Annotated in this window: 20 protein-coding genes; 6 read left to right on the forward strand and 14 right to left on the reverse strand. The window is 68.3% G+C overall.

Features of this window, described 5'->3' with window-relative positions; all coding sequences use genetic code 11:
* Positions 1–3 precede the first annotated feature (3 nt).
* The 10 genes from ETU37_RS02055 to ETU37_RS02100 all read right to left on the reverse strand — a co-directional run bounded on the left by ETU37_RS02055 (position 4) and on the right by ETU37_RS02100 (position 10,511).
* On the reverse strand, positions 4–984 hold the full coding sequence (locus tag ETU37_RS02055; RefSeq protein ID WP_129985217.1) for a DnaB-like helicase N-terminal domain-containing protein: 981 nt from the start codon (positions 982–984) through the stop codon (positions 4–6).
* Entirely contained in the window at positions 981–1,763 is a 783-nt protein-coding gene (locus ETU37_RS02060; RefSeq protein ID WP_129985218.1) for a DUF4913 domain-containing protein, read from the reverse strand. Before ETU37_RS02060 ends, ETU37_RS02055 begins: the two co-directional genes overlap by 4 nt.
* Positions 1,760–3,466, reverse strand: coding sequence for a type IV secretory system conjugative DNA transfer family protein (locus ETU37_RS02065; protein WP_129985219.1), 1,707 nt, complete (start codon positions 3,464–3,466; stop codon positions 1,760–1,762). Before ETU37_RS02065 ends, ETU37_RS02060 begins: the two co-directional genes overlap by 4 nt.
* Entirely contained in the window at positions 3,463–4,680 is a 1,218-nt protein-coding gene (locus ETU37_RS02070; protein WP_420819092.1) for an ATP-binding protein, read from the reverse strand. Before ETU37_RS02070 ends, ETU37_RS02065 begins: the two co-directional genes overlap by 4 nt.
* Positions 4,607–6,541 carry an SCO6880 family protein gene (locus ETU37_RS23930; RefSeq protein WP_420819093.1) on the reverse strand — a complete coding sequence of 645 codons (1,935 nt, stop codon included), beginning with the start codon at positions 6,539–6,541 and terminating at the stop codon, positions 4,607–4,609. The genes ETU37_RS02070 and ETU37_RS23930 overlap by 74 nt, the downstream gene beginning before the upstream one ends.
* Positions 6,426–7,736, reverse strand: a complete 1,311-nt coding sequence (locus ETU37_RS02080; protein WP_129985222.1) for a TrbL/VirB6 family protein — start codon at positions 7,734–7,736, stop codon at positions 6,426–6,428. Before ETU37_RS02080 ends, ETU37_RS23930 begins: the two co-directional genes overlap by 116 nt.
* Before the next feature lie 5 nt (positions 7,737–7,741).
* Positions 7,742–8,026: a DUF6112 family protein gene (locus tag ETU37_RS02085; RefSeq protein ID WP_129985223.1), complete on the reverse strand. Its 285-nt coding sequence runs from the start codon at positions 8,024–8,026 to the stop codon at positions 7,742–7,744.
* A gap of 335 nt (positions 8,027–8,361) precedes the next feature.
* The gene (locus tag ETU37_RS02090; protein WP_129985224.1) at positions 8,362–8,613 is read right to left on the reverse strand and encodes a hypothetical protein; all 252 of its coding nucleotides are present in this window, start codon (positions 8,611–8,613) and stop codon (positions 8,362–8,364) included.
* Positions 8,614–8,859: 246 nt separating this feature from the next.
* A complete protein-coding gene (locus ETU37_RS02095; RefSeq protein ID WP_129985225.1) occupies positions 8,860–10,188 on the reverse strand; it encodes a hypothetical protein in 1,329 nt (442 codons plus the stop codon).
* A complete protein-coding gene (locus ETU37_RS02100) occupies positions 10,185–10,511 on the reverse strand; it encodes a hypothetical protein (protein WP_129985226.1) in 327 nt (108 codons plus the stop codon). The genes ETU37_RS02095 and ETU37_RS02100 overlap by 4 nt, the downstream gene beginning before the upstream one ends.
* A gap of 111 nt (positions 10,512–10,622) precedes the next feature.
* Here ETU37_RS02100 and ETU37_RS02105 point away from each other — a divergent pair, with 111 nt between their 5' ends.
* Positions 10,623–11,183 (forward strand): NUDIX hydrolase, encoded by a 561-nt coding sequence (locus ETU37_RS02105; RefSeq protein ID WP_129985227.1) that lies wholly within the window; start codon positions 10,623–10,625, stop codon positions 11,181–11,183.
* On the opposite strand, the gene ETU37_RS02110 is transcribed toward ETU37_RS02105, so the two are convergent.
* The 3 genes from ETU37_RS02110 to ETU37_RS02120 form a co-directional block, all read right to left on the reverse strand.
* Positions 11,166–12,221 carry an NsdA family TPR-like regulatory protein gene (locus tag ETU37_RS02110; RefSeq protein ID WP_129985228.1) on the reverse strand — a complete coding sequence of 352 codons (1,056 nt, stop codon included), beginning with the start codon at positions 12,219–12,221 and terminating at the stop codon, positions 11,166–11,168. The genes ETU37_RS02105 and ETU37_RS02110 overlap by 18 nt on opposite strands.
* A 439-nt stretch (positions 12,222–12,660) precedes the next feature.
* Positions 12,661–13,092: a hypothetical protein gene (locus tag ETU37_RS02115; RefSeq protein WP_129985229.1), complete on the reverse strand. Its 432-nt coding sequence runs from the start codon at positions 13,090–13,092 to the stop codon at positions 12,661–12,663.
* Positions 13,093–13,418: 326 nt separating this feature from the next.
* Complete coding sequence (locus ETU37_RS02120) at positions 13,419–13,781, reverse strand: DUF4267 domain-containing protein (RefSeq protein ID WP_129985230.1); 363 nt, start codon at positions 13,779–13,781, stop codon at positions 13,419–13,421.
* Between the two features lie 60 nt (positions 13,782–13,841).
* On the opposite strand from ETU37_RS02120, the gene ETU37_RS02125 reads away from it, so the two are divergent.
* From ETU37_RS02125 to ETU37_RS02145, 5 genes are all read left to right on the forward strand, one after another.
* On the forward strand, positions 13,842–14,384 hold the full coding sequence (locus ETU37_RS02125; RefSeq protein WP_129985231.1) for a TetR/AcrR family transcriptional regulator: 543 nt from the start codon (positions 13,842–13,844) through the stop codon (positions 14,382–14,384).
* Positions 14,384–14,758, forward strand: coding sequence for a hypothetical protein (locus ETU37_RS02130; protein ID WP_129985232.1), 375 nt, complete (start codon positions 14,384–14,386; stop codon positions 14,756–14,758). The genes ETU37_RS02125 and ETU37_RS02130 overlap by 1 nt, the downstream gene beginning before the upstream one ends.
* A 114-nt stretch (positions 14,759–14,872) precedes the next feature.
* Entirely contained in the window at positions 14,873–15,346 is a 474-nt protein-coding gene (locus tag ETU37_RS02135; protein WP_240755482.1) for an HIT family protein, read from the forward strand.
* A gap of 353 nt (positions 15,347–15,699) precedes the next feature.
* Positions 15,700–16,206: a SigE family RNA polymerase sigma factor gene (locus ETU37_RS02140; protein WP_129985234.1), complete on the forward strand. Its 507-nt coding sequence runs from the start codon at positions 15,700–15,702 to the stop codon at positions 16,204–16,206.
* Positions 16,203–17,189 carry a hypothetical protein gene (locus ETU37_RS02145; protein ID WP_129985235.1) on the forward strand — a complete coding sequence of 329 codons (987 nt, stop codon included), beginning with the start codon at positions 16,203–16,205 and terminating at the stop codon, positions 17,187–17,189. Before ETU37_RS02140 ends, ETU37_RS02145 begins: the two co-directional genes overlap by 4 nt.
* Positions 17,190–17,844: 655 nt before the next feature.
* Here ETU37_RS02145 and ETU37_RS02150 read toward each other — a convergent pair.
* Positions 17,845–18,747, reverse strand: coding sequence for a formylglycine-generating enzyme family protein (locus ETU37_RS02150; protein ID WP_240755483.1), 903 nt, complete (start codon positions 18,745–18,747; stop codon positions 17,845–17,847).
* Positions 18,748–18,858 lie beyond the last annotated feature (111 nt).

An 18,858-nucleotide genomic window follows, 5' to 3' on the forward strand; every position in this document is an offset into this window, starting at 1 on the left:
GACCTACTCCGCGAGGGACACGCGGGCCTTGACCAGGCGGCGCTGTTGTGGCCAGAGCGCGTTGAGCCGAGCGTACGCATGGCTCGTCGTGTTGAGCGACGGGTCATCGGCTGCGCGTTCGAGCTCTTCGGAGGTCGCGATGACAGCACTCTTTACGGACTGCTCGAGCACACGCCGCGCCACCAACTCCGCCCGACCGACCGTCGGCGCAACCGGGCGAGCGACGAGGCCGTCCGAGATGGGGCCCTCGATCCCGACCTTGGCGGCCCGCCACGCCAGCGTGATGCGGTCGACGGGGTTGCCGGCGTCGTGAAGTACGACGAGCTCTCCGAAAAGGCTGCCGGCCTCTTCGTCTCCGAAGTCACCTGACCGCAGCCACTTGGCCACGTTGCCGATCGCAGCGGGATGATCCACAAGGGCGAGGATCGCGTCGCGTTCGACGATGCTGTGCTCGTAGCGAGGGAAGCGAGTCAGGGTCGTGAGCCCTTCGAGCACGGCGGGCGCGACACTGTGGGACCGCGCTGCCTCCGTCTCCCGCTTGTGCAGATCCTCAACACCCCGCCGGAGACTGTCCACGTGTGCGAAGACGAGGTTCAACTCGTTTGTGGTGTCGGCCTTCTCGGCACGTTGGCGCAGGCCGATCGCTTCCGTCGAGACCCGACGTCGGATCGACATCTCGAGCACCATGCGACCGTAGACGGCGACCCGCGATGCCTCCGGCGTCTCTTGCATGACGCTGACGAGGTGCGCGGCGTCGGCAACCTGAGTACCCGGGCTGACGTCCTCCCGGACCTCCGCCTCGACGGTCTCGGCCGAGATGTCCGCCGCACGTCGCCGCAGCCGGGTAATCGCCCCAAATGCCTGGAACTCAGCAACGCCGTCGAAGTCCGTGGCCTCGAGCCAGGAGGCGACCTCGTCGTAGCGGGCGGGCTCGTTCAGGAGACCTCCGACGACAGCTCGTTCCGCCGCCTGTTGGAGGTTCATCGCCCGTCCTCGTCTCGTCTATCCCCCGTGGCGAGCTTCAACCTCTGTTGCGCGTCGCGCAGGAAGATGACGGTCTCGTCGTCCTCGACTTGCGTCCACCCCGATTCGGTTTCCACCCAGAAGGCGCCGTCGAGCTCAACCGGCGTCCCGGGCAGTTCGCCGAGCCGCTTCGCGCGACCCTCGGCGAGAGCGCGCGCGAGGTCATCGGTAGGCATGTTGTCTCCTCCATGGGTCTGCGTCGTCCCTGTGATTGCTGCTTGAAATGCGGGACGGTCGTCGACGGAGCGGCCGTCGTAAAGGTTCTCCACGACAGGTCGGTGCTCGCCCTCGCAGCCGATGTTCCAGCCGCCGGCACGTATGCGTCGGACCGCCTCGGGTAGCCACCTCCCGTGCCAGTCGGCGCCAGCGCTCAGCGGTGCACCCTTCTCGACGTACGCCTCACGCCAGGAGAGCCAGAGCGCGGTCAGCTCCTCGACGAGCTCCGGGTGTCGCCACCAACACGGTGGCACCTTCTGAGCCAACGGATAGCGACCTCTCAGCCAGCCCACCCAGGCAGCGAGTGCCTCCCAGGTCTGCGCACTCTCGCGTGCAGACAGCTGGGCCCAGACCACGGGCCGGGAGCCGGGTCCGCGAGGCGCGGAGCCTCCGGCACTGTCACCCTCGATCAGGTCCCGCAGCTCGAGGATCTGCTCGTCGTGAAGTGCCGCGATCTCAGCCAGTCCCGGTATCGAGTCGGCATCGAGGAGCTGCCCGGTGGCTCGGTTAACGATCTCAATCACGCGACGTCTCCTCGGCCTTGGGAGGCGTCTTGGTGCAGGTCACGCAGTCCGCGGTCCTTGAACCAGAAGCGCAGCCTCACCTTCGCTGGCGGCAGGTTCTCGTAGAGCAGCAGGGCCTGCCCGCGCGGCAGCTGCTGCAGGCGATGGATGGGCGCGAGTGGCTCGTGGTGCTCCGACTGGGCGCTCGAGCGTCGTCCGTCCGGGCCGGTCTGGTGGGACGTCACGGCCACCGCCGTCTGCCCGAGGAGATCGCTGAAGTAGCGCAGCGTCTCGACGTCTCCGACACCGGGCAGCAGCATCCGCAGCTTGGCGTTGGACAGAATCGTGCGGGCCACATCGCGGCCGCCGAAGAGGTGTTCGATCTGCGCGATGTCGTGGTACGCAAGCAGGAGCTGCACGCCGTTGCCCCGCGCCGTCGTGAGGAGGTGCGGAAGCCGCGGGTAGCGAAAGACGTTGCCGGCCTCGTCCAGGGCGAGCAGCAGACGGGGGTTCACAGGTCCGCCGAGCGCAGCCGCGTGCTGCTCAGCCGCGTGGACGATCGAGGAGATCAGTGACGTGAAGTACGGCGTGAAGCGTTCGACGTCCGACTGCGGCGTGACCAGCAACAGGGTCGCGGGCGCTGACCCGAAGAAGTCGTCCGCGCTGAAGTCGCTTCGCGTCGTGGCTTGCATGACGCCGGGGCGGTTGTAGGTGTCGGCGAGACCGAAGGCCGTGAACATGACGGACCCCTTCCCCTCTTCGTGGATGCGCCACGTGGATCGGTACTCACGCAGGACATCGACGTAGCCGTGCTCGGCGAGGATCTGGCTGACGTGCTCGCTGGCCAACTCACCGTCGTAGGCCCACTCAACGAAGCCCGCCATCCCTCGGCCCGACAACCGGGCGGCCAGAAGGAGACCTTTCAGGTACTTACGTGCCTGGGCGTTCCACGGTCGCGCTCGAGGATCGCCGGTCATGCCCGACGAGTCGACCAGCCACCCGGCCATGCGGTCAGCCGCATCGGCGTCTGTCGCATAGTCGACCGGGGACCACGACGCTGTGGGCCGTCCCGGCGCGCCGCCGGGAGCAATGATCCAGACCGGGCCGATCCTTGCTCTTGCCGCGACGACAGCGTCGAGGTCCTGGGGTTTTGCGGTGGTCATGACGACGCTTCCCGACCACTCAAGCGTGTTCGGGACGACGAGCCCGGCGGTCTTCCCTGATCCGTTCGGTCCGAAGACCACGGCCGAGACGCAGTCCTCCCCGGCAAGGAGACGCCGTGACAAGGTGCTGATGCCTGCGACCAGGCGGTAGTGGCGAGCGTCCGTGTCACGGGTAACGACGAGCGCGGACTCCTCGCGTCGGGTCGCCCAGTTGGCCCCCTCAGAGGTGCCGGTCTGACGCTCGCTCGCAACCTTGAGGCCTACCCAAGCGAGCGCAATGCAGAGCGAAATCGCCACCAAGGCAGTCGTTGTGAACAGCCAGCTGGGTGGAGCCGGACGGTGGAAGCTCGCCTCCCAGGCCGAGTTGGCTGAGCCGCCCGCGAGGAGTTCGGCCCAGAAGGCGAGGGCCGTGCGAGCCGTCACCGTCACTTCTCTGCCCGCGAGGACCGAGGTGGCCCAGATCTGCGCGGCGCCGACGAACGCGAGCGCCAGGCACGTGACGACGGCCAACAGGCCCATGTCTGTGCCGCTCGATCGGTTCCGGTCATGTGCTGCGGTCATCGCATGCGCATATCGGTGTCGACGAGGTCGGCTTCCTCTGGGGACCGCAGGTGATCGACTACGAAGGAGCGGCGACCCACCTTCCAGAGTCCTCGGCCGATCGGCAGGTTGGGCAGGAGGCTGGCCTCGACATCCGTCAGCCCCAGCTGCGACGCGGTCGAGGCGAGCTGATCTGTCTCCTGCGCGTAGACGATCCGGGTAGAGCAGTCAGCCAGGAGGCCCCGCGCCAGCGCGACGGCTTCGCTGTTGGCGTCGCCGACGGCTCCGAGGTCGCTCAGCCGGTGGATGACCGCGACGTTCGAGATGCCCCACGCACGTGACAGCTTCCAGTGCGCCTGCATGCGTCGTACCAATGCGGGCAGTCTCATCATCCGCCACGCCTCGTCGTACACGACCAGGCGACGCCCGGACGAGGGATCCGCGATCGCCGCCTCCATCCAGGCCGAGGCGCAGGTCATGAGCAGGGCCACGGCAGTGTCGTCACCCGCGAGGCGTGAGGTGTCCACTACCTGCATCGCCGCGTCGAATTCGAGCGGGTGTGTCGTCGGTCCGTCGAAGAGTCCGGCCAGGTCCCCCACGACCAGGCGGCGCAGCTCGAGAGCAGCATCGCGCGCCTGAGCCGCCAGCTCGGCGCCGGACCTGATGCCGATCGCCCTGGCCATCTCGGCCGTGGGATTCATGAGGGCGTCAACGACGTCGGGGAGGACGGGCGTACGTCGGCGCTCGAGGTCAGCCTCCGACTGGGCGACCCGATCCAGCGCGAGGTACAGCGCGTTGCGCTCGACGGGGCGGAGCGGCCGTCCCAACCCAGTCTCAGTCAGGGCCTGCAGCAGTGAGATCCGGCGTGCGCGCACCTCGCGGTCCCACGTCGGCTCGTCGATGCCCGATGGCCGTCGCCCCGGGTCAAGCGGGTTGATCCGTGTGGCCATTCCTCGACCGAGGACGAGCGGTCGCGCTCCCAGGGCTTCGGCGACGGGGCCCCACTCCCCCTTCGGGTCGCTGGGCACGTAGGTGCGGACCCCGAAGGCGGCGAGCCGGAATGCCATGGTCTTGGCGAGAGCTGACTTCCCTCGCCCCAGGACGCCCGCGAGCAGGATGTTGGCGTTGGTGATGGCCTGCGTGTTGTAGAGGCGCCACGGGTCATAGACGAAGGAGGCGCCCGATCCTGTCTCGCGTCCTACGTAGCATCCCTCGGACCCGAGACCGGTCTCCACGACGAACGGGTACAGGGCCTGCAGGTTGGCCGTGGTGGCGCGGTGGACCGGGAGCTGCATGGGAAGAAGGACACGGCCGGCGTTCGCACGAGGCTCCCCGCAAACGGAGAGTGAGATCCCAAGGTGTTCCCTGTGGCGCCTCTGTCGCGAGAGGCGACGGGCCGCACGGGTCTCGCGGGAGTCGGCGCGTCGTCTTGCACCTGGATTCACTGGCTTCTCGCGCACCCAGGGTGGTGGCGCTTCTGTGTGTCGCACGTGCCGCGTAGTGAGCTGCGGCAAGGGCCGGTCGTTCATCAGATCCCCGTCCGAGTGGCAGCGCCGCCACGGCGAATGCCTGGTCTTGCTCGCCGTAGATGCGGCGAACCTCGAGGACACTGCGGACGGCTGCCTGCTCGACCTGGGCGCAAGCGTCTTCGAGTTCGCTGCGCGTGACTGCCGAGACAGTCACGTACCCCGTGAACCGATACTCGACGTGGCCCTGGACGAGCTCGCGCTCACGCCTCAGCAGGGATTGGTGCTCCTCGTGGTCGAGAGCGGAGTCGACCTGGCCGAATCGGTCGCGTTGCGCCTCGTCCGTCAGCTTCTGCACCTTGGCGCTCCGAACCTCGCGAAACGACTTGGACTGCGGGACTGGCTCAGCGGTTACCGAGATCGTGCGCCGGACACCTCCAAGGACCAGGAGCGGATAGAGCCAGGCCGCTTGGACTTGCATGCGCGGCCATGACGCCACCCAGTAGACGGCATGGAACCCGGAGTCAGTTCGGTAGTGGCTGAACTCCGCGCGGGCGGCCATCGGCCCGGCTGCGCGCAGGTGGACTCCTGTGCCCAACCCGTCGGCGCCTCGGCGGTCGATGTGATGGCTGGCCTGGGGGTCGTACTGCGTCCGGATGAGTCGACCTAGCTCGGCGGCACCGAGCCAGGCCTGAACCTCGACATCGCTGCGTTGCAGGCCCGACTCGACCCACGCGAGCTCCTGTGCCAGGACGCGTGCAGTGCCATCTGGCCCGCCACCGGAGGAGCGGATTGCTCGTCGAGCGCGACGCTCGTCGATCGTGACGGCGACGAACGTCTCGTGCTTGGTTGCGGCCGGCCCGGCGTTCGCGATGAGCTGCTCGTACGAGCGAGCGCTTGGTGCGTCGGGGTCGCCGTGCCGACTCCACCAGTCCGTGAGTCCCTTGCCCGTGTCGGGGATCGTGCGCTCCAGCCACTGGAACGAGGCAATCCGTGAACCCTCCTGGCCCAGTTGGGCGAGCAGAGAACCCCAGGCCTGCACCCGTCCTTCCTGAGTGCCCCGGTCCGCCAGAGGGAAGGCGGGCGCCGTGACCTGTAGGACCGCTGTCCATCGGGAGCCTTGCCGAATGATCGCGACCTCGCCTCGTCCGACGTCGAAGCATCGGACCAAGCACCGCGCAGCGATCCCGGGCAGACGCAGTTGCCGGAGGCCGCCCGTCGGCGCATGCAGGGCCCACGGGCCTCCCAGATATGTCGCCTGTCCCGTGATCCGCCCGTAGGCATGGTTCAGAACGGGGCGGAGCCAATCGACGAGGGGACGTTCCTGGACTGGCAGAAATGCGAGCATGGCAGAGATGACCAGGGCGCTCACACCCAGCGCCGTCCAGACAGAACCACCCCGCAGCAGTCCGGTCAGCATCGTCGCTGCGCCCATGGCCAGCAGCAGGATCTGCGACAGCCGCAGCCCCAGCAGAAGTGTTCGCCGATCGCGTGGGCCGAAGAGGTACGTCGGTTCACTGTCCGTCGTGCCGCTCACGATGGGCTCCTTCCTGGCTGCTGGGACCGTGGACGGTCGGAGGTGCCGCCGTGTTGTCCCCAGCGCCCGACGTGGCGATCGACTTGGCGACACGTGTCGGAACGGAAGCTGCCGAGCGGGCCAGCTTCGCGCCAGCGACCACGGCCACCCCCACTCCGCCGGCGACCGCTCCCCCTGCCGCGCCGGTCGATGAACCGGCAGCCGCGGGTGACGCACCCGCCGCGGTCGGGGTGGCGGCATGGCCGCCGAGTCCGGGCATCCGTGATCCTGCACCCGTGGCGGTAGACCTTCGTGCCGTGGACGCGTAGTCACGCGCCATCACATGGCGTTGAGCCGGCGATGACCCGGTGCTGCCGACAACCCTGCGCGCAGTCGGCATTGCCCCGGCGCGCATGGTGCCGACCATGTCGCTCGCCAGGTGTGAGTCGGCCGCGAAGTGGACGAGCTTAAGCGTGACCAACGGTGCGAAGCACGCCCCGCACAGCAGGACGATCACCCCGACGAAGTCGGAGAGCGTTTGGTCGCCACGGATCAGCATGCTCATCCCGATCGCGAAGATCATGTAGATGACAGTCTTGGCGAAGACCAGGGCGACGAGGACCTCCGTCGCCTTCCTCGACCAGGGCCGCGTCGGCGCCCACAGCCATCCCACGATCAGCAACGGCGCGAACGCAACGACGACGAGGATCGCCATCTTCCGTAGCAGGAGGACAATCCAGAGAACGACGCCTGCCACAAGTGCAACGCCCATGAGGATGAGCATCAGGGCGTTCGCGGCGATAGAGCCGCTCGCACCCATCGACTCGAACTTGGAGTTCAGGTCGGCCATCTGGACTCCGAAGTCGGCGCCCGTGACCGCGACGATCCCGTGTGCCAGCCAGTCGTCCAGCGCGATCAGGAATTGGGCGAAGACGACGTACACCGACCCGCCGATGACAGCCACGCCGGTCCCGACGACGGCGCGGCTCAGCGCTCGGACGTCTCGCCGCAGCGCCGACGAGATGAGGGCCGCGAGGAACACGACGCTCACCACCGGAACCGCCAGCGCGGCGAACCCGTAGTAGGTGTCGCGATAGGTGGGATCGGCGAGAGGGACCCTCGTCGACTCATCGACGATCTTCGTGATCTGCCCAAACAACGCGACCAGGCCGTTGCTCATGCTGCTGGTGATGGCGGAGAGACCGCTGTCGGCGAGCTGCTCGCCACCCTGGCAGACGAGGTCCCACCATGAGCAGCCTCTTGCGGTCGGCTGTTCTGGCAAGGGGACCGGCTCGAGCGCGAGGAGCATCGCGGTCAAACCCTCTGACCGAGCTCGTTGAAGAAGTTGATGAGAGCCGGTGCCGCGCCGACGAGCAGGGCCGTGACCCCTGCGATGAGCACGCCGGTCTTGCCGCGGCCTGCTGCGTGGTAGTTGCCGCTGTGCGACCCGAGGCCCCAGACCAGAGCGCTGATCAACAGCGCGAAGAGCGAGCCCCAGAGTGCCCAGCCGGCGAGACCGTCGGCGAGTTGTTGGATGACGTTATTGCCGGGGAGCTTCCCGGGGTCGGGGCGGATGTCGACAAGGGGGATCGGTGCCATGGCGGTTCTCCTCTGCGTGTGGAAGGTCCGTCGCAGATGGCCGACCATGGCTCGGGCGCTGAGCACCATGTGCTCTGCTGCAGCATCAACCCGAGTCATGCTTGGCTCCCGTTCGTGGACCTGGGACTGGTATCGACCATGCCGCCTCATCGGCTTTGTGCCGACCACCAATTCGGCGACTGTGGATAACCCGGCTCGGCGATCCCGGTGCAGCTCGGGCCGGCCCCGGCCTGGCATCCGCCTCCAGGCAACCCGGGTTCACGCGGCGCAGGAAGGTGCCGCGGGTTGCGGGGCACGCGACAACCTCGCGCTACGGGAGCGGCTCGCAGAGCCCGTCAGCGAAGGACAACAGGCAGCATGAGAAGGACGATGAGGGCCAGTGCCGAGACCATGGCGATCGTCAAGAGACTGCGGCGACGTCCGCGGTGCACGACGTACATCCGTACATCGTCAATGGTCGCGCGGCCGGCGGCGTACCCCTCGGCATAGGCGCTCTCCCTCGCAGCCGAGATGGCGCGCTGGTGTTCCTCGAGCCAGACGAACTCGCCTTGGATCTCGGTGAGGGGATCGTCCGCGTCAACGATCACGACCCGATCAGGTCGCCTCACTGCGTCACCTTGGTCCCGAGCCATGGGTCTTCGCCTCCTGCCCCCAGAGAACCACAGCAAGAAGGCATCGGGAAGTCGCCGCTGCGAAACGGTGAACGACCCGGAGGCACACACCTCTTGCAGATGCTCTGCCGCTGTGTCCCCTCCCAGCCCGAACTACCGCACGGTGGGACGTACAAGGCCGCCCCACCGCCCTCGTCGGGCGATGGGACGGCCACGGACCCGTCAGGCGCGCAGTGTCCTGTTGGGTGCCGACGAGCGACGGAAGCCCTGTTCATTCAGACGTCGTCTCAACACGGATGTCTGCCGCTCTGCAGCAGTCGACATGGGGTCAGGTTCCACACCGCCGACCGCCTCGACGCGCTTAGATGCGAAGCCGAGATCCATGGCGCTCTTCTGGGCGAGATCAGATGAGGCGCTCACGATCCGGGGTGACTCGGTCGGGCTGACGCGGCGCCACGCGACCTCAGTGGCGCTCTCGTCGAGAACGAGATAGCTACCGTTCGCGACCGCATGGACGACGGACCGACCCAGCGCCCGCCCGATCGCTGCCTGGTGGGGTTCGAGCGCCGCGATCTGGCCGGTGACTGCCAGCGGCTCGGTGCGCGCGAAGCGGCTGACGCCCAGCGCGATCTCGTTGAGCTGGGCGAGAGCAGCCATGCCTCCGGGCCGGTTGATGCTGCCCACGCGGGCGGTACTCGCCGCCAGCATTCGGTAGGCGTCGAACCGGCGACTCAGGGACTCCACGAGTGTCTCGTGGGTTGGGTTGACGAGGTCCCCACACCTCCGGGCGAAGACGGCCTGAGCCAGGGCGAACGAGCGGAGCTCGGCGGCGCTGAAGGGTCGCCGCTCGACGACCTCGACCAGCCGTTCTAATGCCGCTTCCAGGTCACGTGGACGGCTCACTGCGAGCGTGCGCGTCGACCGGGAACGGCGGTCGAGGTGGGCGACGGCGTCGTCGTTCTGCCCGCTCTCCGCGAGCGTCGCCACGTAGCGAGACATGAGCCTCAGCCGGTCATTGCGTTCCCAGAAGTCGACGCTGGAGGATGCCTCGCGGCTTGCGAGCGGAACCAGGTCACGGTCAAGGAGCGAGAGGGCCTCGGAGACGTCGGCAACGTCCGCGATCACCGACCAGGCCTGACTCGGGTTGCCCGTCCACTCGCTTCGATCGAGCAGGGTCTCAGCTGCAACCGTCCAATGCCTCGCTGCTTCCGCCCAGGCGCGCAGGTGTGGCGAGGTCGTCGTTCGACTGAGGGCATCCATCAGCGCTGAAGCCTCCGGCGTCAGCCGTGGGTAGCCGGCGAGCTCTCCCACCAGGACGATCGGTGCACTGATCACCACCCGACGTAGGTCGACCCGCTGTCGCGGGGGGTAGCTGCGGAGCAACGGGTCGGCACCGTGCACCGCCCTGTAGCTCAGCTGGTGTGCCGCGGCCACGACTGCGCCTCGGTAGGCGAGGAGCTCCGCCCTGTCACTGTCGCTGGTGGGCGCGCCGTTGCTCAGCAGCCAGCTCAGCGCCGAGTAGGTCCGATCCCGATGCTCGCCGTACGTCATGAGTCGGCCCTCGCTCGTGCCACGAAGTGAGCGGCGAACCCGACTGGCAAGCTCAGCACCCGGAACCGGGTCACGTCCTCGAGCACGACCTCGAGGTCGGCGGCGACGGTGCCGAGCGTGGACGCCGCGCAACGGATGCGCGTTGGCGGAGGAGGAGGCCCCCAGACATCGAGTCCCGCTCGCTCCAAGTGGTCCATCGCCAGGAGGACCGACATGTGGTCATCCGGTGTCAGCAGTCCGGGGGCTTGCTCGGCCAGGTCCGCGAGCAGGCCGCGGGCTTCCTGAAGCGGGTTCAGCGTTCTGTTGTCGGTAGGTGCTGTCATGGGCTCACGCTCGACCGCGGAGGTCTCGTCTGGTAGCCGTCTGCGGTTGTCGTCGCCCGGGCCACCCGCAGCAACCCATCACGACGCCTTCGGTCGGGGTACGTTCGCAGCATGAGTGATCGCGGCGAGACGGACGCCGAGTGGGTCACCGGCACAAGCAGGTCCCTCTACAGCAGTCGCTGGCTCGACCTGCAGCTGGTGCAGGTGACGCCGCCGGGCGGCGAGGCCTTCGAGCACCACGTTGTCCGGATGCAGCGCGTCGCAGTCTCCGTAGTGCTCGACGAGGTCGGCGAGCGAGTCCTCATGATCCGGCGACATCGGTTCATCGACGACAGCTGGGGGTGGGAGGTCCCGGTGGGCATCGTCGAGCCCGGCGAGCGGTCGATCGACACCGGGTTGCGCGAGGTCGAGGAGGAGACAGGGTGGCGACCTCGCGGTCTCGAGCTGTCGCTCTCGTTTCAGCCAGCGATCGGCATCGCCGACAGCCCGCACGACGTCCTGTCGGGACGAGGCGCTGACCTGATCGGTGCGCCGACCGACCGAACGGAGGCGGCCGAGGTCGACTGGATCCAGCTGTCGGCGCTGTTGCCGTTGATCAGCGACGGTCAGATCCGCGACGGCGCCACCCTGGTGGCGCTGCTTCACCTGCTGGTGTTACGACGCGACGCGTAACGCTTCCAGCCTGGCCAGGATCCGCCGAGAGCCGACGCGCCGAGCGAGCTCTGTCGCTCGCTGCGAGCGCTCCGCGGCCTCGTCCTTGCCTCCCCGCTGGAGCTGCGCAGCGGCTAGGTCAAGATTAAGAGATGCAGCCGCGCGGATGAAGCTGGGATGCATCTCCGACTCAGCCTCGAGCAGCACGGCTTCGGCAGCAGGGTCGCGCATCTGGACGAGGGTGTGGCCCCGCCACCGCGAGAGGTGCGCACGGTCAAGCACGACGTACGCCGGCGCGCTGTCGGTGGCGTCGACCAGCGACTCGGCCTTTGCCAGCATGCGCCGACTCGAGGCCGGGGCCTCCTCCGCCTGCAGTTCTGCGACTGCGGCGGCCATCCAACACCGGACCGGCTCACTTACGCGTCGCCGGGTCTCGGTCCAGATCGACTCAGCCAGCCTGGCCGCTACGTGCGCCCCCGCCAGCTCGTGGACGATGTGCGCCTGCTCGAGCCGCGCGAAGGCAAACATAGAGAAGTCGTTTGCGCGCAGCGCCGCCGCGCTCGCGAGCTCGAAGAACCGCCATGCCTGATCAAGACCTCCCACATCGAGGGCCTGCCATCCCGCCAGCGCACCCGCGTCGGCCAGCTGCTCGGCGAGAGCGCGGCGATTCACCTCGAACACGGCATGACCTAGATGCTGGTCGATGCTGGCGACGTGCCCGCGAACCACCTCGAGCAGCAGGCCGGCACCGAACTGGCGATCCTGGATCCGGATGGCATCGGTCTGAGACCTGAGTGCCTCGATCAGGCAGCCATCTGACTCCAGGGCCGACAGCAGGCGCATACGCAGGTCATCCGCCGCAGTCGGTTCGTCGTCCGACCGCTCCTCTAGCCCGAGCTCGCGGTCGTCCAGTCCGAATGCCTCGCGCAATAGCTGCCGATAGAACTCGTCCGGCGCGGCGTGGCCGTTCTCCCACCGCGAGATCCTCGATTTCATCGTCTGACGGTTTGGGATGGAAAGCGACCGACGAGCTGCCGCCTGCTCGAGCTCGAAGATCAATCGCGACTGCGACCAACCTCGCTCCGCTCTTGCCGTCCTAATTCGATTCATGTGGCTTCCCCGTTCCCGAGACATCCTGCAGACTGCCGCAGTGCGCCGACAGGATGGAAGGCATGCACCACGTCATCCCAACACTGGCCGAGGCGCAAGGTGTCACTGCGAATCTGTGGAGAACGGCCCACGTTTCGCCAAGGACCGCGCGGCGGCGGTCACATGGTCTCGCGGCCTTGTCTGTTGACTAACGAACGCTCGACGTAATCGCTCCCTTGACGCGTCGCGCGCACCCGCGCGACGACTCAGTCCCTCGGTTAGCTGTACTGCACGCGCACACTGTCTGCGGTATGAGCGGACAGTCGCAGCGTCGCACGCCATCTGCGGCCTTAGCGGAGCGCCGCCCGATCGGCTCGGGCGGCGCGTGAGGAATGGTCGGATGCGCGCTTCAGGCCTTGGTGGCTGCGATGCGCTGATCGGCGTACACGCGTGCGTCAATGGCGTCGAGGACGGCAAGCCGGGCGTTGTCGATCGACCACACGGCCCAACTCACCGCGTCTTCAGCCTCCATCTCGGCCCACTCGGCGTCGTGCTTGGCCATCTTGGCGTCCAACTGGTCAGACCGCTTGTCAACCTTGGACCTGACGTCGTCCATCTTGGCCGATGCGTCGGCCCGCATCTGGGCCCACTTGCTCTGGGCCTTGTCACCGGCCGCGGTGGCCTTGTCGTGGGCGTCCTTCCCGGCGAGGTCCAGTTGGACCTGAGCCTCGTCGATGCGCTGTCGGAGCTGGGCGCGCGACTCGGTCGCCGCGCTCTTCACCGACGCCAGCCCTTCGGCAGCCCTCTTCTCAAGCTCCTCGAACTGCGCGGAGTAATCCATCGATCCTCCTTCTGGAAGACGGGTTGGGGGGACCTTCCAGCAAACCCACTTGGGCTTGCCGCCACAACCCGGACCCGACGGTTTCCGGTTTCCGCGCTGGACCGCTCAAGGTTCATCCGAAGGATTTGTACGACCCGGAGGCGTCCGCGCTGCTCATGGAGCGTGTGCCGCTGCTTTGCGCGGCGCGCCCCAAAGTTCGTGCTTTGACTGCGGAGCCCGACCAGGGGCCCCGCCTCCGCGGGTTCTGTTGTCGTGAGTTGAATCGCCACCGGCGCGACGACGCGCCGGCTCCAAGGTCCACGCTCGTGCTCGATCGCTGGGGTTGTTTAGCCCGACGCCAGAACGAAGCCTGCTGCGATTAGCAGCGCGGCCGTGAGCCCGTGGATGCCAAGTGCGGTGGCGAGTCTCCCGCCGTTGGTGCGCACGATGATGGCGTCGCCGATCGGAGTGATGGCTGCGGCGATGAGCGCCCAGCCGAGCACCTCGCGGTCGCCGGCTGCCCAGGCCACAAGCACCACGACGCCGGAGGCAACATCGCGGACGCCCTTGATCGAGGTGAGCGCGCGGAAGTTGTCAGCCGCGACGCCGAAGTCGAGGGTCGCACGCTCAGGCGTCAAGAGGAAGCGGATGCCGAGGACCATGATGGCGACACAGCCGATGACTGCGACGAACAGTGCTGCGATTTCCATGGGAGCACCTTTCGATGATCGAAAGTTAGCATTGTTATCTAACAATGCTAACCTAGGCTCATGGCACCCCGCCCAGCCCCAGACCTCAACGCCAGACGCGAGCAGGTCATCCGCACCGCCCGAGACATCGCCGAAGCCGATGGCTGGGCCGCTGTCACGATGCGCCGCCTCGCCGGAGAGCTCGGCGTCACCCAACCCGTGCTCTACTCGGCCTTCGCCAGTCGACAGACAATTGTCGACGCGGTAGCAATCAACGGCTTCGCGGACATGGCCGCGGCTCTTGCGAAGGTGGACGCTTCGCCCATGCCGCGGATGCGCGCCTACCTCGAGTTCGCGGCCGCAAACCCCGGAGTGTACGAGGCGATGTTCTCGCTACCCACAGGACTGCACTTCGCGGCCGAAGACACACCAGACGCACTCCACGATGCGTTCTCGCGTCTTCGCGAAGCATTTCCCGACGCCGACGGCACCCGAGCTGAGGTCGCCTGGTCGGCGATGCACGGCCTGGCCACCCTCCAAGCCGGCGGACGCCTCCGCCCTGCCCAGGCGCAAGCTCGGCTGGACCTCGTCCACCGCATGCTTACTCGCAAGGAGACCAACTGATGCCCATGCTCATCGAGAGCCTCGCCGGTCTCGCGATCCTCGCCAACGCTGTCGTATACGGCACCGACGTCTTTGGTGCGATCGTCCTGCGCCCAGCCATCGCCGCAGTCGATGACCGCACCCTGACCCAGTCACTCGGCCACATCCACCGCGTCGCCGACCGCCGCTTTCCCGTGATCGGCGCCAGCGGCCTGATCGCAGCAATCGCGAGGACAGGTCTCGCCGCGGCCCACCGCGCGTTGAGCGCCACGGTTCGGGACAACGACGTGGTTCTGCGGCCGACACCAGGCCACCGGGCCATCCTGCTCGACTACTCAGCGGTCCCCTCGTCCGCAATGCCCAGATTCCAGTCCAGCGCGTCCAGCACTCCCTGACGAACCTCCCGCCCGAGGCATGAGCATGCGGCGCTCTGGCAGTGGGTCGCGGGCTCCGGGCGTTCCTCGAGCCGGATGTCGGGGACTGAGGCCGTCCTGGCAGGATCCTCTCCCGTGACTGAGCCTGAGGACTGGAAGCGTGACCGCGTTGGCTCCGCGCTGCGTGGCGGGAACCCCACCGTGCTGGCTCGGCTCGACGCCGGGTTCGCGGTGATCGGCGACGTGCAGTTCCTGCCGGGCTACTGCGTCTTCATCAGCGACGCCCCCGGAGCGGACCGGCTCACCGACCTTCCCCGGGACCGGCGCCTCGCGTTCCTGGCCGGCGCGGAGCGGCTCGCCGAGGCGGTGGAGAACGTCTGCGGGCGGCGCGACGCGGACTTCCGGCGCATCAACCTGGAGATCCAGGGCAACCACGACGCGTTCCTGCACGCCCACGTCTGGCCGCGTTACTCCTGGGAGGGCGAGTTCGCGCACGGGCCGGTCGGGCAGTACGACGCCGGCCGCTGGTCCGACCCGGCCACCAGTTTGGGGGCCGAGCACGACGACCTCCGGGAGGAGCTTGTCACGGAGCTCGCCCGCCTCGGTTGATCCATGTCATGCCTGACCGATTGAGTGCCGACCCAAGACTCGACTTTGCCGGCGCCGTCGAGCGGTGGGACCCGGACGGGAAGCCCTCGAACGCACTCCGTGAACCCATGATGGGTAGGACTCGCACGTAGCGGTGCGTGCCCCCTGGTGATCGTCCTCAACGCTCACGCGCCTCCGAGTCAAGCCCGCACGACCCCGGAACCAGCACCGCTCGTCCTCGGCTCTGAACGAGTGGTCGCTGTGGACACAGTCCAGCACACGGGTCTGGAGATTCCGGTCGGACACGTCAACGCGGAAGCGGAGTGGCTCCGTCTTCCGGGTGAGACTGTCGAGTCGCACCCAGGAGGACACACATGCGCAGGAACGAGGCGGAGTTCGCCGCCTTCGTCGCGGCTCGCCGCCCGCACCTGAGACGGGTCGCCTACGCCCTCTGCGGCGACTGGCACCAGGCCGAGGACCTCGTCCAGACAGCGCTGGCCAAGCTCTACGTCGCGTGGCCGCGAATCCACAAGGCCGGGGCCGAGGAGGCCTACGCGCGTCAGGTGATCGTCCGCGCCAACATCGACGAGTCCCGCCGTCCGTGGCGACGCGAGCGGGCTTGCGCCGAGCAGCACGACCGGCCGGTCGCAGCCGATATCTCGGTCGAGGACCGCAGCGAGCTGGTCGCCGCGCTGCAGCAGCTGACCCCGATGCAGCGAAGAGCGGTCGTGCTGCGGCACTGGCTGGACCTGTCGGTCGAGCAGACCGCGGCCGAGCTCGGCGTCTCAACCGGCACCGTCAAGGCCCACACGTCCCGCGGTCTGGCCAACCTGCACTCGGCGCTGAACGTCGACGCGTCCGCCCTGAGGAGAACCCGATGACCGAGCTGGACCCGACCGACTTCTCCGAGCTGCTGAACCGCTCGTTCGGTGCGGAGCCGCCGCCTGCAGACCCGGCCGCCGACCTGCGGCGCGGGCGCCGCCGGCTGCTCCGCCACCGGACCAGCACCTCGCTGACGGCCGTGGCAGCGATCGCGGTCATCGCCGGCGGCACCACCATGCTGCCCACCCTGGGTGTGAACCGGACCGTGGGCCCGGCCGCGGACGGCGAGAGCGTGACGCGCCCCGTCTCCGCCGAGGAAACCGTCGCGACGTGCCTGCGCAAGGAGAACGTGCTGCACGTCGAGGGCGACGACTACATGACCGAGGCGGCCTCACTGCGGCTGATGGGCCGCGAGCCGCGGCTGATGAGCTCGTCGTCCGACGCCGACCGGACCGTAGCGACGCTGCTCTCCGCGGACGGCAAGTACTGGGGCTCGTGCCAGTTCAGGAACCAGCCGCACGCCAACGTCAAGAACATGATGAACGTCTTCTCGACCAAAGTCGCATTCCCGACAGCGACGGTGGCCGGGGTCGAGGCGTACCAACCGGACAGCGCGTCCGACCCCCGGCTGGTCGCCACCGCGGACCCCCCGGTGCCCCAGCTCGAGGTCGACTGCCCCGCCAGCGAGCCCGAGGAGACGCCTGCGCGGTACGCCGAGCACGCCGCGTGCCCGGAGTTCACGATGTACTGGAACGACCGACGTCCGGCCAACGTGGCCGCCGTCCGGATCATCGCTCCGGACGGCGTGTCGTCCTGGGCCGACGTAACGCACGGCTATCTGTCGTGGACCTACCGAAGCAAGATGACGCCCGAAGTCGCGGCCGACCTCGCACACGGTGAGGTTCCGGGCGCGCAGCGGGTCGTCTTCTACGACCGGCTTGGCAAGGTACTGGTCGACGACCGCTACCCCGGTCAACTGCCCCAGGACGGCGACCTCTCGATCGCGAACTTTCCGTCGCTCGCCTGGTGGCTGAAGGACTAGCGCGGCCGCTCCGGTTCTCCAGACATCGGCGTGAGAGTGAAAGCCTGCGCTCGATGCGGCGGCAGGACGCAGGCGCAGCGAGGCCCGCGATCCTGCTTCGAACGGCATTGGCGTACCCACCTGGCGATGGCTGTGGGGTGGGCAGATGGGGACGCGTTTGAGCAACACCCCGTTGCGGCGGGGGCGTAACGAAACCAGCACGATAAATCGGTCCGCCTTGCCCGCTGGATCATCCCCCGACCGGCGGGCAAGGCCTCGGGCGATGCGGTCTCGACACGCGGCCCCCCCTGGGATGGAACGAGTGCCCCGTCCCTAGGCGGTACCGGCTGTCGATCAACACGCCCGCCCTACGCCCCGGTCCTAGTAGCGGTCGGGTCCAGTCGTCGAGTTGGCCGGGAAGTCGGCGGTCGTGCTGGTTGTGGCCGTGCAGTCCCACGCGGCGTGGCTGCCGGTGACCGATTCATCAGCCTCACGCACGGTTGCCTCGGCCCGTGCGCGTCCCGTATTCCCCGCTTGTCGCCGGGTACGTCTTCTGCGGCAGCTTCGGCTGCATCCGTTTTGGGCGTCGTTGCTATGCCAGGATCGGTCAGCGGACACGCAAGCCAGCATCGGGCCACGAGGTTTCGCTTGTGAGCGCGCCAGCGGACGGGGGACGTCAGTCGTTCGCGCAGCGGAACCCGATGTTGCCGGCTGAGGATTCGGGCGTGTTCTGCGAGCGCGCGGCGACCCGGTAGCGGTTGCAGTAGGAGTGGTGGCACAGGTAGGAGCCGCCGCGCATCACCTTGGCCTCGCCGTGCTCGGGGCCGGTGGGTGCCTCGCGGGGCGAGGTGGCGTAGTAGTCGGCGGAGAACCAGTCCCGGCACCACTCCCAGACGTTGCCCGCCATGTTCCACAGTCCGTGGCCGTTGGGCCGGTACCGCTTGACCGGGGCGGTGCCGAGGAAGCCGTCGTCCTCGGTGTTGCGGTGGGGGAAGTCGCCCTGCCAGATGTTGCACATCCAGCGCCCACCGGTGGCCAGGTCGTCGCCCCAGGCGTAGCGCGCCCCCTGGAGGCCGCCCCGGGCGCCGAACTCCCACTCCGCCTCGGTCGGCAGTCGCTTGCCGGCCCACGTGCAGTAGGCCTGGGCGTCGTGCCAGGACACGTGCACCACGGGGTGGTTCTGCTTGCCCCCGATCGTCGAGTCGGCACCGCCGGGACGACGCCAGTCAGCATGGCGGACGTCCAGCCACCACGGGGTTGCGGCCACCCGGCCGAGGACGTCGGCGGCGGGCGCCTCGAGCAGCAGGTGGAAGACCGCCGAGGAGCCGTACCGCTCGGCATCGGTGACGTAGCCGGTGGCCTTCACGAAGGTCGCGAACTGGGCGTTGGTGACCGCGATGGCGTCGAGGTGGTACGGCGGCAGCCGGACCTCGTGGACGGGGAGCTCACCGTCGCCTGGATAGCCCTCGCCGAACGCGTCGCCCATCGCGAAGCTGCCGCCGGGCAGTCGCACTTGCCCGCGCAGCGACCGCGGGCCCGCGACGGCAAGGCGGGGCCGGTCGCCGGCGGCGGTGCTCACCGCCTGCGCGGGCGCACAGCACGCCGAGGCACCCTCGCCCACCGGGTCGGTCCGGTCCGGAGAGGCGGCGGTGCGAGCTGCCCCAGGACGTGGCTGGGTCTCGGCGGTCAC

The organism is Nocardioides iriomotensis (genome assembly GCF_004168035.1).
Lineage (GTDB): Bacteria > Actinomycetota > Actinomycetes > Propionibacteriales > Nocardioidaceae > Nocardioides_B > Nocardioides_B iriomotensis.